We start from the raw sequence: 15775 nt of genomic DNA, 5'->3' as shown, positions 1-15775 counted from the left end.
ATTATCCCGCCACAATGTTGACAAGTTTACCAGGCACCACGATTACCTTTTTCACGCTGACGCCTTCCAGATATCTTTGCACGGCCGGCTGTGCCAGCGCCAACTGTTCGATAGCGCTACGGTCGGCATCCTTGGCCACGGTCACGCTGCCGCGCAGCTTGCCGTTGACCTGGATCACCAGATCGATCTCATCCTGCGCCAGCGCGGCTTCCAGCGGCTCCGGCCACGCGGCGGCGAGAATATCCTCGCCGTAACCGAGCTCGCGCCACAGCGCATGCGCGATGTGCGGCGTGATCGGCGACAAGAGGCGCAGCAGGATGGAAAATCCCTCATGCGCCACCGCCGTCCAGCCCTCGAGGTTTTCTTTCTGGGCCTTCTCCAGCGCGTTCAGCATTTTCATCGCAGCCGAGGCGACGGTATTGAACTGGTGCTTGGATAAATCATACTCCGCCTGTTTCAGCGTCAGGTGAATCTCGCGGCGGATCAAAGCCAGGCCGTTGCCCAGCTTGCTCGGCATTGCGCACTGGGGCTGGGTGGACAAGGTATGGCCGAATGTCCACACCCGTTTCAGGAAACGGTGCGCGCCTTCCACGCCGGCGTCCGACCACTCCAGCGTCTGTTCCGGCGGCGCCGCGAACATCATGAAGAAGCGCGCAGTGTCGGCGCCATACTGTTCGATCAGCGACTGCGGATCGACGCCGTTGCGCTTGGACTTGGACATCGTGCCCATGCCCTGGAAATCCACCGGCTGGCCATCGGCCAATGCTTTCGCGCCGACGATCTTGCCGCCGGCGTCGTGCAGCAGCTCCACTTCTTCCGGCGCAAAATATTCGATGCCGCCCTTGTCGGTACGGCGCGAGAAAATGTGGTTGAGCACCATGCCCTGCGTCAACAGGTGCGCGAACGGCTCGTCGTAATCGACCAGGCCCAGGTCGCGCATCACCTTGCTCCAGAAGCGCGAGTACAAGAGGTGCAGGATCGCATGCTCGATGCCGCCAATATATTGGTCCACCGGCATCCAGTAGGCGGTTTCCGTGTCCACCATGGCCGTATCGCTGCGCTTGCTGGCATAGCGGGCGTAATACCAGCTGGAATCGACGAAAGTATCCATGGTGTCGGTCTCGCGCCGCGCCGGCCGGCCGCACTTGGGGCAGGTACAGGCGAGGAAATCCTCGCGGCGGTTTAATGGATTGCCGGAGCCGTCCGGCACGCAGTCTTCCGGCAGCACCACCGGCAGTTGGTCGTCCGGCACCGGCACGTCGCCGCAGGTGTCGCAGTGGATGATGGGGATGGGACAGCCCCAATAGCGCTGGCGCGAAACGCCCCAGTCGCGCAGACGCCATTGCACTTTCTTTTCGCCCAGACCTTTCACGGCCAAAAGTTCAGCCACCTTATTAACAGCCTCCTCACTCGTCAATCCGTTTAATGGCCCGCTCAGCACGCACCTTCCGGGCTGACCATGCACTGACTGCCAAGTTGCCCACTGAATAGTTCTATCTCTTTTAGGCTTACCGTCAAGTCCAGGTTCGAGTCCCGGAGCACTCAATATAGGGCCTGACTTTTCACCAGATCCATCATTGTGGTAGTAGGGGCTGTCAGAAAGACTAACTTCTTCCGTTGGCCAATCTTCTGGTACCACTACGGGTTTGATTTGAAGTCCATATTCCTGCGCAAAAGCGTGATCGCGTTCGTCGTGCGCCGGCACCGCCATCACCGCGCCCTCGCCGTAACTCATCAGCACGTAGTTGCCGACCCACACTTCGACCTGTTCATTGGTCAGCGGATGGTTGACGAAAATGCCGGTGGGCATGCCTTCCTTTTCCATCGTCGCCATGTCGGCTTCCATTACCGAGCCCTGCTTGCACTTGTCGATGAAAGCGGCGAGTTCTGGGTTACCCTGTGCCGCGCGCGTCGCCAGCGGATGCTCGGCCGCGACCGCGACGAAGGTCACGCCCATGATGGTGTCGGCGCGGGTGGTGAACACCCACAGCTTGTCCTGCTTGCCGTCCAGTTCGTAAGGGAAGGCGAAGCGCACGCCTATGCTCCTGCCTATCCAGTTGGCCTGCATGGTCTTGACGCGCTCGGGCCAGCCGGGCAGCTTGTCGAGATCGTCGAGCAATTCTTCCGCATAGCCGGTGATGTTGAGGTAATAACCCGGAATCTCGCGCTTTTCCACCGGCGCGCCGGTGCGCCAGCCGCGCCCGTCGATGACTTGTTCATTCGCCAGCACGGTCTGGTCGACCGGGTCCCAATTGACCACCTGGGTTTTCTTGTAGGCGACGCCACGCTCCAGCATGCGCAGGAACAGCCACTGGTTCCACTTATAGTATTCCGGCGTACAGGTGGCAATTTCACGCGACCAGTCGATGGCGAAGCCTAAGCTTTGCAGTTGCTTCTTCATGTGGGCGATATTGTCGAACGTCCATTTGGCCGGCGGCACGTTGTTCTGGATCGCGGCATTCTCCGCCGGCAGGCCGAACGCATCCCAGCCCATCGGCTGCAACACGTTGTAGCCCTTCATCCGATGATGGCGCGACAGCACGTCGCCTATCGTGTAGTTGCGCACATGGCCCATGTGCAGCTTGCCGGAAGGATAGGGAAACATCGACAGGCAGTAGTATTTGGGCCTGGAGACATCCTCGACGGCCACAAATGCCTGTTGCGAATCCCAGTATTGCTGGACCTCACGTTCGATTTCGGCGAATTGATACTGCTGCTGCATGAATAAACCCGGTTTTGTGCGTGGAAAAGGGCTAAATTATAACCTGCCAGCGATTGGTTGATGGCCCGGGCTCACGTATAATCGCATGGAAAACCTCGTAAAGTGCGTCCGGCGGGGCGACTGTCGGCATACTATCCCAGGTAAAGCGCATGTCTAAAAAACATCCCGTAATCGCAGTGACAGGCTCCTCCGGCGCCGGCACCACCACTGTCAAACGTGCTTTCGAGCACATCTTCCGCCGTGAAGACATCAATGCCGCGATGATCGAAGGCGACAGTTTTCACAGCCTGACCCGCAACGAATTCCGGGCTGCAGTCGAAGAAGCCGACAAGGCCAACAAGCGGGCGCCGAGCCATTTCGGCCCGGAGGTCAACCATTTCGACAAGATCGAGGAATGTTTCCGCGTCTACGGCGAGACCGGCAGCTGCAAACGCCGCTTTCATATTCATCATCGGCAAGAGGCTGCCGAGCACAATGCCCGCTATGGCACCAACCTCAAAGTAGGCGAATTTACGCCCTGGGAAGACATCCCTCCCGGATCCGACCTGCTGTTTTACGAAGGCCTGCACGGTGGGGTGACGACGGAAACGGTGAATGTGGCGCAGTATGCCGATTTGCTGGTGGGCGTGGTTCCTGTGGTCAATCTGGAATGGATACAGAAAATCCATCGCGACTGCAAGGAGCGCGGCTATTCGCCGGAAGCCGTAACCCATACCATCATGCGGCGCATGCGCGACTACGTCGACTACATCACGCCGCAGTTCTCGCGCACCCATATCAATTTCCAGCGCGTCGCCACGGTGGACACGTCCAACCCGTTCATCGCGCGCGAGATTCCGACGGCGAACGAAAGCTTCATCGTAATCCGTTTCAGTCGCCCAGAAATGGCGGATTTCCGTTTTCTGCTGGCTATGATCAAGGATTCCTTCATGTCGCGGCCCAACACGATTGTCGTGCCCGGCGGCAAGATGGGCTTCGCGATGGAACTGATCCTGACGCCTCTGATCAATAAACTGAAAGCCGACCGGGGCTGAATTTGGCCGCAATTCCGCAAAAAAGCCCGCAAGCGCGGGCTTTTTTGTTGGATGTCAGAGCGGGATCAGGCGACTATTTCTTCGCTGAAGATGTCCTTGTAGCTAACATAAAGCGAAGCCGTCATCGTCGGAATCATCACCAGCAGCCCCAGGCCGAACGGGATTGCCGCGAGCACCAGCAGCAGCATCGAAATCAGGCTATAGACGGTAAACGGCATCAGATTGTGCAGGCAGGCGGTGAAGCTCAGCTTCATCGCATCCGGTGCGCTGAGTCCATGAAAAATCACCAGCGTAGGCGCGAACCAATAAGCCATGATCAACGGCAACAGCAGCACCAGCGCTACCAGCGCGGCCAGCAGCAAACCGCCGCTCGCCGCCGCTGTCTCCATGGCCTGATCATGCTCAACGCCAAGCCCGTGCGCACCCTCGTTCAGCATCGCGCCGCCGGTCATCATGAACACCAGGCCGGCGATAACGATAATGCCGACCAGATAGAGTCCACCTACGGTAATCAGCTGCGCAGTATTCTGCTTGAAGCCGGCGAACAGGTGGTTGATCTCCAGTTCCTCGCCGCTTTCCAGCGCCTGGCAGCCGAGCATGAAGCCAGCCATGAATACCGGCGCCAGCAGGTTGAGCACGATGGGGCCGACAATGGGAATCAGCGACAGCATCATGCCTATCATCAGGTAAACGAAGAACAGCGCAATCCAGATCACCGGGTTGCGCCTGAACAACTCGAACCCGCCTCGTATCCACTGCCAACCGTTGCCCGCAGCCACATTTCTTGCATTCATATTTTTCCCTTCCACATCAACCCCATACCGCCCTGATAGCGATCTCGTCCCGGATGCGGGATTCTAACACCCGGCGGAAATGGCCAGGATCCTTCGCGTGCGTCATTTCGCCCGGCTGCGGGAAATGGAAGTCGTACAAACGCGACAGCCAGAAGCGCAGCGCACCGGCACGCAGCAATGCGGGCCAGGCGGCGCGCTCCTGTTCGGACAGCGGCCGCTGGGCATGATAGGCCGCCAGCATCGCTTTCAACCTGGCCGTATCGAGTGCGCCTTCCTGGTCCACACACCAGTCGTTGACGGTGATCGCCAGGTCGTAAGCCAGCACGTCGTTGCAGGCATAGTAGAAATCAATCGCGCCGCCCAGGCGGTCGCCGTCAAACAGCACATTGTCGCGGAACAGGTCGGCATGGATCACGCCGCGCGGCAGATCAAGCCCGCGAAATTTCGCCTGATAGGCCAGCTCGTCGTCCAGCAGCTTGCGCTCTCCGGCATCGAGAAGCGGCGCTACCGCATGCGCGGTTACGCCCCACCAATGCGGGCCGCGCGGATTTTCCATGGTGGCCGGATAAGACTGCCCGGCCAAATGCATGCGCGCCAGGAAAGCACCCACCTCCGAACAGTGGAGCGCAGCCGGATGCTCCAGCGATGCTCCGCGCAGGCAGCTCACCAATGCAGCCGGCTTGCCGTTGAGCGTGCCCATATATGCTCCGCCATTGTCCGCTAACGGCTGCGGGCAAAGAATGCCATGGCGCGCGAGGTGCGCCATCAGGTCGAGAAAATACGGCAACTCCTCGGCGCTGTTCTTTTCGAACAGCGTGAGCACATAACGCCCGGCACCGGTGGTGACGAAATAATTGGTATTGGTGATACCGGAGGCAATGCCCTTGAGTTCGACGAGGTCGCCCAAGGCGTAATGCTGCAGCCAAACGCGCAGCTCATCGGGCGTAACGGTAGTAAATACGGACATAAAAAGCGATCAGAGCCGTCAGCGCTCAGCTTTCAGGGTTTTGCTGACCGCTGACGCTGCAGGCTAGAATCGAAACAAAACCCACTGGGGAACGGCCAGCCGCTCGCCCGGGCCGTCCATGCGCGCCCAGCCGCCATCGACCGCCTCCTTGACCAGATAATACGGCACGCCATGCGCGGGCGTGATTTTCTGCATGTACAGCTGGCCGTTGACGCGGTATTCTTCAATGCTGTCCTCGCCGCGCTTGATAATTGTCACCTGCGGCTCGGACGCGACATCGGGCTCGTACCCGGCAGGCGGCGGCGGAGGTTCCGGCAACGGCTCCAACACAGGCTTGTCGGCAGCCAGCGCGAATAGCGGGGCAAGCAGGGCCAAAAGCAGCAAGCGAACAAAGTTAGGCATGGGAACCTCAGTTAATTGGCATTGTTGACGAATTCTAGCAGGAAAGCGGTAATGCCGGCTGTTTGATAAATCACATATCCCATAGCCGCGTTACAGGTTAAGCTGAATCTCCCGCTCCGTCGCGGAAGGCTCGAAACCGCGCGTTTCGTAGTGCTTGAAGATGGCTTCGACCACTTTTTTGGGCTCATCGATTACCTGGATCAGGTTCATATCGGCTGCATCTATCATTTTCTCGGTCACCATCACGTCGCGAAACCAGTCCAGCATGCCTTGCCAGAAAGCCGAACAGACCAGAATGATGGGAATTCTGCGGGTTTTGCCGGTCTGCACCAGCGTCAGCGCCTCCATCAGCTCGTCCATCGTGCCGAAGCCGCCGGGCAGCACCACGTAAGCCGAGGCGAACTTGACGAACATCACCTTGCGCGCGAAGAAATGCTGAAAAGTCTGGCTGATATCCTGGTAGGGATTGGTGTGCTGCTCGTGCGGCAGCTGGATGTTGAGGCCGACACTGGGCGATTTACCATGGAACGCACCCTTGTTGCCGGCTTCCATGATGCCCGGCCCGCCGCCGGTGATGACGCTGAAACCGGCGTCCGACAGCGCGCGTGCGATTTCTTCGGCGAGCTTGTAATAGGGGCTGTCGGGCTTGGTGCGCGCGCTGCCGAATATCGACACCGCCGGGCTGATATCCTTCAGCCGTTCGGTGGAGTCGACGAATTCTGACATAATCTCGAACACGCGCCAGGATTCGCGCGCCGAGTATTCGCGGGCCAGAAGTTCCAGGTCCGTGGTTTTTGGCAGCTTGTCTTCGGCTGACATTTTGAGGCCTCAATAATCGATGAAAACTTTGTTGCTGGTAGACGGTTCGTCCTATCTTTATCGGGCATTCCATGCCTTGCCCGACCTGCGCAACCGCCATCACGAACCGACCGGCGCCATTTATGGCGTACTGAACATGCTCAGGCGCCTGCACAAGGACTACCCTGCCGATTATAGCGCCTGCGTATTCGATGCCAAAGGAAAAACCTTCCGCGACGACCTCTATCCCGAATACAAGGCGCACCGCCCGCCGATGCCGGACGACCTTTCCCGGCAGATTCCGCCGCTGCTCGAAGCCATCACCGCCATGGGCTGGCCGCTCTTGATGGTGGACGGCGTCGAGGCCGACGACGTCATCGCCACCTTGGCCTGCAAGGCACAAGCCGAGGGCATACGCACCATCATCTCCACCGGCGACAAGGACCTGGCGCAATTGGTCAATCCCCACGTCACGCTGGTCAACACCATGTCCGACGAGGTGCTGGACGAGGCCGGCGTGCTCGCCAAGTTCGGCTTGCCACCCGACCGCATCGTCGACTACCTGACGCTGGTCGGCGACGCGGTCGACAACGTGCCCGGTGTCGACAAGTGCGGCCCAAAGACCGCGCTGAAATGGCTCACGCAATACGGCATGCTGGATAATCTCATCGCCCATGCCGACGAAATCGGCGGCGTCGTCGGCGAAAACCTCAGGAAGGCATTGCCATGGCTGCCGATGGGCCGGCAACTCATCACCGTCAAATACGACGTCGCCCTGCCGGTGGGTTTGCAGGGTTTGGTCCACCTCGAGCCTGACAAAGCCAAACTGGCCGAACTGTTCGATCGCTTCGAATTCAAGACCTGGCTGAAAGAGCTTTCAGCGCTCGGCGATCAGCGACCGGCCCAACCGGAGCCTGGGCAGATGGGGCTGGAATTCGGCGCAGCGGTGGTTACCCGCCACTATGAAACCATCCTTACCCGGCAGGCGCTGGACGCATGGCTGCAAAAGCTGCAACAGGCGCCATTGATTAGTTTTGACACCGAAACCACCGGTCTTGATCCGCTCAATGCCAGGCTGGTCGGCATGTCGTTCGCCGTCGACTGCGGCGCGGCGGCCTATTTGCCGCTGGCGCACAACTATGCCGGCGCCCCGGCACAGCTCGCTTTCGAGCAGACGCTGGCGCAGCTCAAACCGCTGCTGGAGAACCCCAATGTCCTCAAGGTCGGGCAGAACCTCAAGTACGACAAGCACATCCTGGCCAACCACGGCATCGCGCTCAATGGCCTCGCGCACGACACCCTGCTGCAATCCTACGTGCTGGAAAGCCACCGCAGCCACGACATGGACTCGCTGGCGATGCGCCATCTTGGCGTCAAAACCATCACTTTTGAGGAAGTCGCCGGCAAGGGCGCCAAGCAGGTCTGTTTCGACCAGGTGGCGATCGAACAGGCCAGCGAATACGCCGCCGAAGACGCCGACATCACGTTGCAACTTCATGCAACGCTCTACCCGCAGATCACCACCGACGCGAAACTGGACCGCGTCTATCGCATGATCGAAATGCCGCTGCTCGACATCCTGTTCGACATCGAGCGCAGCGGCGTGCTGATCGACACCAAGATGCTGCAAACGCAAAGCCATGAGCTCGGCCAGAAATTGCTGCGGCTGGAACAGCAGGCGCACGAACTGGCCGGCCAGCCGTTCAACCTCGGCTCACCCAAGCAGCTGCAGGAAATCCTGTTCGGCAAGCTCGGCATCAAGCCGCTGAAAAAAACGCCGTCCGGCGCGCCTTCCACCGACGAGGATGTATTGCAGGAACTGGCGCTGGATCACCCGCTGCCCAAGGTGCTGCTGGAATACCGCGGCTTGAGCAAGCTCAAATCGACTTATACCGACAAGCTGCCGCGCATGGTGGATGCCGCGACCGGGCGCGTGCACACCAACTATAGCCAGGCGGTGGCTGTCACCGGGCGGCTGGCGAGTTCCGAACCGAACCTGCAGAACATTCCCGTGCGCACCGCCGAGGGCCGCCGCATCCGCGAAGCCTTCATCGCCCCGCCCGGCCATGCCATTGTTTCGGCGGATTACTCCCAAATCGAGCTGCGCATCATGGCGCATTTGTCGCAGGACGCCGGCCTGCTCAAGGCTTTCGCCGAGCGCCGGGATATCCACCGCGCCACCGCCGCCGAGATTTTCGGCATTGCGCCGGAGGAGGTCGGCCCCGAACAGCGCCGCTATGCCAAGGTCATCAATTTCGGCCTGATCTACGGCATGAGCGCCTTCGGCCTCGCGAGCCAGTTGGGCATCGAGCGCGGCGCGGCGCAAAGCTATATCGACCGCTATTTCGCCCGCTATCCCGGCGTGGCGGATTACATGAAACGCACCCGCGAAGCAGCAAAAATGAACGGCTACGTCGAAACCTTATTCGGGCGTCGCCTGTGGGTGCCGGAAATCAACAGTCCCAACGGACAGCGCCGCCAGGGCGCCGAACGCGCGGCGATCAACGCGCCGATGCAAGGCACCGCCGCCGACCTGATCAAACTCGCGATGATCGCCGTGCATGGCTGGCTGAAAACACAGAACATCGGCACTCGCATCATCATGCAGGTGCACGACGAACTGGTGCTGGAAGTGCCGGACGCAGAACTGGCGCCGATCAGAACAGAACTGCCGCGCCTGATGAACGGGGTGGCCCAACTGGACGTGCCGCTGGAAGTAGATCTGGGCGCGGGCACCAATTGGGAAAGCGCGCATTGAGCGGGCCTGGCTTTCCGCCCTTAGCTCTTGAGCAGCCGGTCGAAAATGCCGGCCCGATAGAAATATTCCGGGACCAGCCCTTGAAATTTAGGACATCCGCCCATATCATTAGCACTCGAATAGCTTGAGTGCTAATGCCTCGGCTTCAATTCATACAAACTGTTTCAACGATCTCTTAATCAGGAGTACTTAACAATGAAAATTCGTCCTTTGCATGACCGCGTTATCGTCAAACGCATGGAAGAAGAACGCAAGACCGCTTCAGGCATCGTGATTCCCGATTCCGCCACGGAAAAGCCGGATCAGGGCGAAATCATCGCCATCGGCAACGGCAAGGTGCTGGAAGACGGCTCCGTGCGCAAGCTGGATGTGAAAGTGGGCGACCGCGTGCTGTTCGGCAAATACTCCGGCCAGACCGTCAAGGTCGACGGCGAAGAGCTGCTGGTGATGCGTGAAGAAGACATCATGGGCGTCGTCGAGTGTTAATGCGTTCACACTCAATTTCAAAGTTTTCAGGAGAAAAATATGGCTGCTAAAGACGTAAGATTCGGCGACGACGTTCGCCAAAAAATGGTCAACGGCGTGAATGTGCTCGCCAATGCCGTCAAGGTCACCCTCGGCCCCAAGGGCCGCAACGTAGTGCTGGAGCGCTCCTATGGGGCCCCGACCATCACCAAGGACGGCGTATCGGTCGCCAAGGAAATCGAACTCAAGGACAAGTTCGAGAACATGGGTGCGCAAATGGTGAAGGAAGTCGCTTCCAAGACTTCCGACGTCGCCGGTGACGGCACCACCACCGCCACCGTGCTGGCCCAGGCCATCATTCGCGAAGGTATGAAGTCGGTCGCCGCCGGCATGAACCCGATGGATCTCAAGCGCGGCATCGACAAGGCTGTGGTCGTGGCCGTCGAAGAACTCAAGCGCCTGTCCAAGCCCTGCACCACCAGCAAGGAAATCGCCCAGGTCGGCAGCATTTCCGCCAACTCCGACGCCAACATCGGCGAGATCATCGCCAATGCGATGGACAAAGTTGGCAAGGAAGGCGTGATCACCGTCGAAGACGGTTCCGGCCTGGAGAACGACCTGAGCGTGGTGGAAGGCATGCAGTTCGACCGCGGCTACCTGTCTCCGTATTTCATCAACAATGCCGAAAAGCAAATCGCGCTGCTGGAAAATCCGCTGGTCCTGCTGTACGACAAGAAGATTTCCAACATCCGCGACCTCTTGCCGGTTCTGGAACAAGTCGCCAAGTCCGGCCGTCCGCTCTTGATCATCGCCGAAGACGTCGACGGCGAAGCGCTGGCCACGCTGGTAGTGAACAACATCCGCGGCATCCTCAAAACCACCGCAGTGAAGGCTCCGGGCTTCGGCGACCGCCGCAAGGCCATGCTGGAAGACATCGCCATCCTCACCGGCGGCACCGTGATCGCCGAAGAACTGGGCTTGAAGCTGGAAAACGTCAAGCTGGACGACCTCGGCCAAGCCAAGCGCATCGAAGTGGGCAAGGAAAACACCACCATCATCGACGGCGCCGGTTCCGAATCCAGCATCAAGGCTCGCGTCGAGCAAGTGCGCAAGCAGATCGAAGACGCCACCAGCGACTACGACAAGGAAAAGCTGCAAGAACGTGTCGCCAAGCTGGCCGGCGGCGTTGCGGTGATCAAGGTCGGCGCTGCCACCGAAGTCGAAATGAAGGAAAAGAAGGCCCGCGTTGAAGACGCGCTGCATGCCACCCGTGCTGCCGTGGAAGAAGGCATTGTCGCCGGCGGCGGCGTAGCCCTGCTGCGCACCCGTGCTGCGATCGCCAAGCTGAATGGCGACAACCATGACCAGGACGCCGGCATCAAGATCGTGCTGCGCGCGCTGGAAGAGCCGTTGCGCCAAATCGTCGCCAACGCCGGCACCGAAGCCTCCGTAGTGGTGAACAAGGTCGCTGAAGGCACCGGCAACTTCGGTTTCAACGCTTCCAACGACACCTATGGCGACATGGTGGAAATGGGCGTGCTGGACCCGACCAAGGTGACTCGCTACGCATTGCAAAATGCGGCTTCCATCGCCGGGCTGATGCTGACCACCGATTGCATGGTGGCCGAGCTGCCGAAGGAAGAAGCTCCGATGCCGGGTGGTGGCGGCATGGGCGGCATGGGCGGCATGGACATGATGTAAATCGTCTCCGGCGTTATAGCCGTCTGCCGCGCGCCGGCCTGAGGAATACTTCAGGTTTGTGCGGCACGCTATCAGCAAGAAAAAATGCCCGCCCAGTGCGGGCATTTTTATGCTTTACGAATATGAAATATTCGGCATATACTGCCTGCCTTAGCGTTTCATCCGGTTTGCTCTTGTATGCGTTTGCGACGGGCAAAAAAATCCCCGGCTAAAGGGGAATAAGACCGGGGGAAAGAAGCCTTAATGTAGATTAAGGCGCCCGCTCAGGGAGGAGAAGCGGGAGACGAGCAAATCGTCTGTTGATAAGACGACGCATCAACAAGATTGGTTCCCGCAAACATAAAAATTTCGGATGCGTGCACCCTGTCCGGGTCACGCATTTTTTATTTCGACATGCCAGAAAACCTACTCAGCGGCCTCAACGACAAGCAGCTTGAAGCCGTTACCTTGCCTCACGTGTCCGCGTTGATTCTTGCCGGCGCCGGCAGCGGCAAAACCCGGGTATTGACCACGCGCATCGCCTGGCTGATCCAGAACGGTCACGTCTCGCCCAACGGCATCCTCGCCGTCACCTTCACCAACAAGGCGGCCAAGGAAATGCTGACGCGGCTGTCAAGCATGCTGCCGATCAACACGCGCGGCATGTGGGTTGGCACTTTCCACGGCCTGTGCAACCGCTTTTTGCGCATGCATCACCGCGAGGCCGCGTTGCCGCAAACGTTCCAGATTCTCGACAGCGCGGACCAGCTTTCCGCGATCAAGCGCCTGATGAAGCTGATGAACGTCGACGACGAGAAATATCCGCCGCGCCAGGTGCAGGCCTACATCAACAATTGCAAGGAAGAAGGCCTGCGCGCCGACCGCGTGGATGTTTACGACAAGCACTCGGAAAAGCTGCGCGAGATCTTTGCCGAGTACGACACTCAGTGCAACCGCGAGGGCGTGGTGGATTTCGCCGAGCTGCTGCTGCGCTGTTACGAGGTGCTGGCGCGCGACGCCCATTTGCGGTCACATTACCAGGAGCGTTTCCGCTATGTGCTGGTGGACGAGTTCCAAGATACCAACCGCCTGCAATACCTGTGGCTGAAACTGCTGGCCGGCACCGCCAACGCGGTGTTCGCGGTGGGCGACGACGACCAGTCGATCTACGCCTTCCGCGGCGCACGCGTCGGCAACATGCAGGATTTCCGCCAGGATTTCGACGTCCGCGACGTCATCAAGCTGGAGCAGAACTACCGCTCGCACAGCAACATTCTCGACGCCGCCAACGCCATCATTTCCCACAATCGCAATCGACTGGGCAAGAATCTGTGGACTTCCGACGATGGCGGCGAGCCGATCCGCCTGTTCGATGCCTATAACGATCAGGATGAAGCCGGCTTCATCGTCGACGAGGTCAAGGCGCTGCATGCCGAAGGCATAGAGCTATCGCAGATGGCGCTGCTGTACCGCTCCAACGCGCAGTCGCGCATCCTCGAGCACGCACTGTTTTCCGCCGGCATCGCCTATCGCGTCTACGGCGGCCTGCGCTTCTTCGAACGTGCTGAAATCAAGCACGCGCTGGCCTATCTGCGACTGGTAAGCAACCCGGACGACGATACGTCGTTGCTGCGTGTCATCAATTTCCCCACCCGCGGCATCGGCACACGCAGTCTGGAACAGTTGCAGGAAGTTGCCCGCGGGCAGCAGGGCAGCCTGTGGCAGGCCGCCTTGGCCAAAGCCGGCAACGATCCCAAGCCGGGCAAGGGCATCGAGGGCTTCGTCGCGCTGATCAAATCCATGGCGGAAGCCTGCCACGGCCTGCCGCTGCCGGAAATGATGGACGTGGTGACGCAGATGAGCGGGCTGCGCCAGCACTATGGTATGGAAAAAGAAGGCGAAGACCGCATTGCCAACCTCGACGAACTGGTCAATGCGGCGATCGCCTTCGTCAACGAGCGCGACGACAACAGCCTCGTGGATTTCCTCACCTTCGCCAGCCTGGAAGCCGGCGAGCATCAGGCCGATCCCGGCCGCGACGCACTACAGCTGATGACGGTGCATGCCGCCAAGGGGCTGGAATTCCATACCGTATTCATCGGCGGCATCGAAGAAGGCCTGTTCCCGCACGAGCAGAGCATGATCGAAACCAGCGGCCTGGAGGAAGAACGGCGCCTGATGTATGTCGCCGTCACCCGCGCCCGGCGGCGGCTGTACCTCTCCCATGCGCAGAGCCGCATGCTGCATGGGCAAGTGCGCTACAACATTCCATCGCGCTTTCTGGATGAAATTCCCGAAAACCTGCTGAAACGCCTCAATGCGCGGCCGGCAGCCAAGTTTTCGCAGCCCGCCATGACTTCGGCATATGCGCCAGCGCAGTCGTCGACAGCGCCCTGGCGCATCGGCCAGGGCGTGCGTCATGCGAAGTTCGGGCAAGGGGTGATTCTGGCTTATGAGGGCGGCTCGGACGCGCGGGTTCAGGTCAACTTCCGCGATGCCGGCACCAAATGGCTGGCGCTGGAATACGCCAAGCTGGAAGCCCTGTAGCCCGCAGGCTGCAAACTCCGGAACTACAAGCGCAACTCCCGCACGTCGCAGCCGTCCGGGCCGCATTGCAGGCAACTGCCGGTATCGCCCCAATCCGCCAGCACGATACGTTCGCAAGTCCTGCCGTCCAGTTCTATCAGATGGCGGCCGGGCCTGTGGGTATGTCCGTGGATCAGCAGCGGCGGAAAATCCCGCTCCCGCAGAAACCCCGCAACCGCATCCGCATTGACATCCATGATGGCCTCGGCCTTGCAGGATTTCGCCTGTTCGCTGCGGCTGCGCAATTCAACAATCTGCGCCTTGCGCTGCGCCAGCGGCAGGCCGAGGAAGCGCTGCTGCCATGCCGGTTCGCGCACCATGGTGCGGAAATTCTGGTAGTCGACATCGTCGGTGCACAACAGATCGCCATGCGTCAGCAGCGCCCGCTTGCCATGCAAATCGATCGCCACCGGATCCGGCAGCAAGGTCGCGCCGCTGGCTGCGGCAAAGTCCTGCCCCAGCAGAAAATCGCGATTGCCGTGCATCACGTACAACGAGACACCGCTGCTGGCCAGCTGGTGCATGGCCTCCACGACAGGCCGGTGGGACGGGTCGCCGATATCGTCGTCGCCCGCCCAGTATTCGAACAGGTCGCCCAGGATATAAAGCGCCTGGGCCTGGCGTGCCCGGTTTGCTAGAAAATCCAGGAACAGCCTGGCGGCGTGCGGCCGTTCCTGGCAAAGATGCAGGTCGGAAATGAAAAAAATCACACGGCTTCGGCCAATTCGATCACGACATCGTCCACCGGCACATCCTGATGGCCGGCCTTGTTGCCGGTCTTCACCTTGGCGATCTTGTCCACGACGTCCATGCCTTCAACCACTTTGCCGAACACGCAGTATCCCCAGCCCTGAGAATTGGCGGTGCGGTAATTGAGGAAATCATTGTCCGCTACGTTGATGAAGAACTGGCTGCTGGCGGAATGCGGGTCGGGCGTGCGCGCCATCGCGACGGTATAGGTCTTGTTCAGCAGGCCGTTGTCGGCTTCATTCTTGATCTGGGCGTTGGTTGGCTTTTGCTGCATGCCGGGCTCCATGCCGCCGCCCTGGATCATGAAGCCGTCAATGACGCGATGGAAAATGGTACCGTTGTAAAAACCGCTGTTGACGTATTCCAGAAAATTGGCGACCGTAACGGGCGCCTTTTCCGCGTCGAGTTCAAGTACGATATCGCCGAAATTTGTAAAAATCTTAACCACGTTTCTTTCCTTTTTTTGCAATTTTGATGGGAACATCGATTACTTCCGGCTTGGGCGGCTGAATATTTTCCGCCAATACCGGCACCTCCAGCAGATGCGAAGCGCGCACTACCACGGGCTCTTTCGGCACATGGTCCAGCTTGCCCACTTTGGCAGTCTGGCCCTCGCTGATCTGCATCACCACATTCATGCCACGAATCACGCGTCCGAATACGGTATATCCCTCCAGGCCGGGTTCCTGGCGGTAGTAATTCAAAAAACGGTTATCCTCGAGATTGACATAGAACTGCGAAGTCGCGGTATTGGATCCATAACCACGTGCCATTGCCAGTGTGCCGAAATCATTGGACAAGCCGTTAGTGGATTCGTTG

Annotated in this window: 13 protein-coding genes; 5 read left to right on the top strand and 8 right to left on the bottom strand. The window is 59.5% G+C overall.

The genetic code is table 11. The features are described from left to right. Position 1: 1 nt before the first annotated feature. Complete coding sequence (gene leuS / locus VGK14_RS07340) at positions 2–2722, bottom strand: leucine--tRNA ligase (protein ID WP_331508331.1); 2721 nt, start codon at positions 2720–2722, stop codon at positions 2–4. Between the two features lie 149 nt (positions 2723–2871). Here leuS and VGK14_RS07335 point away from each other — a divergent pair, with 149 nt between their 5' ends. Further along, the gene (locus VGK14_RS07335; RefSeq protein ID WP_331508329.1) at positions 2872–3756 is read left to right on the top strand and encodes a phosphoribulokinase; all 885 of its coding nucleotides are present in this window, start codon (positions 2872–2874) and stop codon (positions 3754–3756) included. 65 nt (positions 3757–3821) lie between these two features. On the opposite strand, the gene VGK14_RS07330 is transcribed toward VGK14_RS07335, so the two are convergent. The 4 genes from VGK14_RS07330 to VGK14_RS07315 form a co-directional block, all read right to left on the bottom strand. Next, positions 3822–4550 (bottom strand): BPSS1780 family membrane protein, encoded by a 729-nt coding sequence (locus VGK14_RS07330; protein ID WP_331508328.1) that lies wholly within the window; start codon positions 4548–4550, stop codon positions 3822–3824. A 16-nt stretch (positions 4551–4566) separates the two neighbouring features. Next, positions 4567–5517 carry a homoserine kinase gene (thrB, locus tag VGK14_RS07325; RefSeq protein WP_331508326.1) on the bottom strand — a complete coding sequence of 317 codons (951 nt, stop codon included), beginning with the start codon at positions 5515–5517 and terminating at the stop codon, positions 4567–4569. Positions 5518–5580: 63 nt separating this feature from the next. Then, on the bottom strand, positions 5581–5919 hold the full coding sequence (locus VGK14_RS07320) for a DUF2782 domain-containing protein (RefSeq protein ID WP_331508325.1): 339 nt from the start codon (positions 5917–5919) through the stop codon (positions 5581–5583). 90 nt (positions 5920–6009) lie between these two features. Next, positions 6010–6738: a TIGR00730 family Rossman fold protein gene (locus VGK14_RS07315; RefSeq protein ID WP_331508324.1), complete on the bottom strand. Its 729-nt coding sequence runs from the start codon at positions 6736–6738 to the stop codon at positions 6010–6012. Between the two features lie 19 nt (positions 6739–6757). Between VGK14_RS07315 and polA the strand changes: the two genes are divergently transcribed. The 4 genes from polA to VGK14_RS07295 all read left to right on the top strand — a co-directional run bounded on the left by polA (position 6758) and on the right by VGK14_RS07295 (position 14167). Next, the gene (polA, locus tag VGK14_RS07310) at positions 6758–9475 is read left to right on the top strand and encodes a DNA polymerase I (RefSeq protein WP_331508322.1); all 2718 of its coding nucleotides are present in this window, start codon (positions 6758–6760) and stop codon (positions 9473–9475) included. 195 nt (positions 9476–9670) lie between these two features. Next, a complete protein-coding gene (gene groES, locus VGK14_RS07305) occupies positions 9671–9961 on the top strand; it encodes a co-chaperone GroES (RefSeq protein WP_331508321.1) in 291 nt (96 codons plus the stop codon). Between the two features lie 39 nt (positions 9962–10000). Further along, positions 10001–11641, top strand: coding sequence for a chaperonin GroEL (gene groL, locus VGK14_RS07300; RefSeq protein ID WP_331508320.1), 1641 nt, complete (start codon positions 10001–10003; stop codon positions 11639–11641). 393 nt (positions 11642–12034) lie between these two features. Next, entirely contained in the window at positions 12035–14167 is a 2133-nt protein-coding gene (locus VGK14_RS07295) for a UvrD-helicase domain-containing protein (RefSeq protein WP_331508319.1), read from the top strand. A gap of 23 nt (positions 14168–14190) precedes the next feature. Here VGK14_RS07295 and VGK14_RS07290 read toward each other — a convergent pair whose 3' ends face one another. From VGK14_RS07290 to VGK14_RS07280, 3 genes are all read right to left on the bottom strand, one after another. Beyond that, positions 14191–14916, bottom strand: coding sequence for a UDP-2,3-diacylglucosamine diphosphatase (locus VGK14_RS07290; protein WP_331508318.1), 726 nt, complete (start codon positions 14914–14916; stop codon positions 14191–14193). Next, positions 14913–15404, bottom strand: a complete 492-nt coding sequence (locus VGK14_RS07285; protein WP_331508317.1) for a peptidylprolyl isomerase — start codon at positions 15402–15404, stop codon at positions 14913–14915. The genes VGK14_RS07290 and VGK14_RS07285 overlap by 4 nt, the downstream gene beginning before the upstream one ends. Continuing rightward, the coding region (locus VGK14_RS07280; RefSeq protein ID WP_331508316.1) for a peptidylprolyl isomerase at positions 15397–15775 on the bottom strand (379 nt) is incomplete at its 5' end. The genes VGK14_RS07285 and VGK14_RS07280, both read right to left, overlap by 8 nt.

The sequence above is a fragment of the Novimethylophilus sp. genome (genome assembly GCF_036504375.1).
In the GTDB taxonomy this organism is placed as follows: domain Bacteria; phylum Pseudomonadota; class Gammaproteobacteria; order Burkholderiales; family Methylophilaceae; genus Novimethylophilus.
The sequence above is the reverse complement of the archived record's forward strand: the minus strand, read 5'-3'. Positions and strand labels throughout refer to the sequence as shown.

Excerpts from the sequence above, each read along its gene's own strand:
- leuS (WP_331508331.1), bottom strand. The coding sequence starts at position 2,722 with ATGCAGCAGCAGTATCAATTCGCCGAAATCGAACGTGAGGTCCAGCAA.
- VGK14_RS07335 (WP_331508329.1), top strand. The coding sequence starts at position 2,872 with ATGTCTAAAAAACATCCCGTAATCGCAGTGACAGGCTCCTCCGGCGCC.
- VGK14_RS07330 (WP_331508328.1), bottom strand. The coding sequence starts at position 4,550 with ATGAATGCAAGAAATGTGGCTGCGGGCAACGGTTGGCAGTGGATACGA.
- thrB (WP_331508326.1), bottom strand. The coding sequence starts at position 5,517 with ATGTCCGTATTTACTACCGTTACGCCCGATGAGCTGCGCGTTTGGCTG.
- VGK14_RS07320 (WP_331508325.1), bottom strand. The coding sequence starts at position 5,919 with ATGCCTAACTTTGTTCGCTTGCTGCTTTTGGCCCTGCTTGCCCCGCTA.
- VGK14_RS07315 (WP_331508324.1), bottom strand. The coding sequence starts at position 6,738 with ATGTCAGCCGAAGACAAGCTGCCAAAAACCACGGACCTGGAACTTCTG.
- polA (WP_331508322.1), top strand. The coding sequence starts at position 6,758 with ATGAAAACTTTGTTGCTGGTAGACGGTTCGTCCTATCTTTATCGGGCA.
- groES (WP_331508321.1), top strand. The coding sequence starts at position 9,671 with ATGAAAATTCGTCCTTTGCATGACCGCGTTATCGTCAAACGCATGGAA.
- groL (WP_331508320.1), top strand. The coding sequence starts at position 10,001 with ATGGCTGCTAAAGACGTAAGATTCGGCGACGACGTTCGCCAAAAAATG.
- VGK14_RS07295 (WP_331508319.1), top strand. The coding sequence starts at position 12,035 with ATGCCAGAAAACCTACTCAGCGGCCTCAACGACAAGCAGCTTGAAGCC.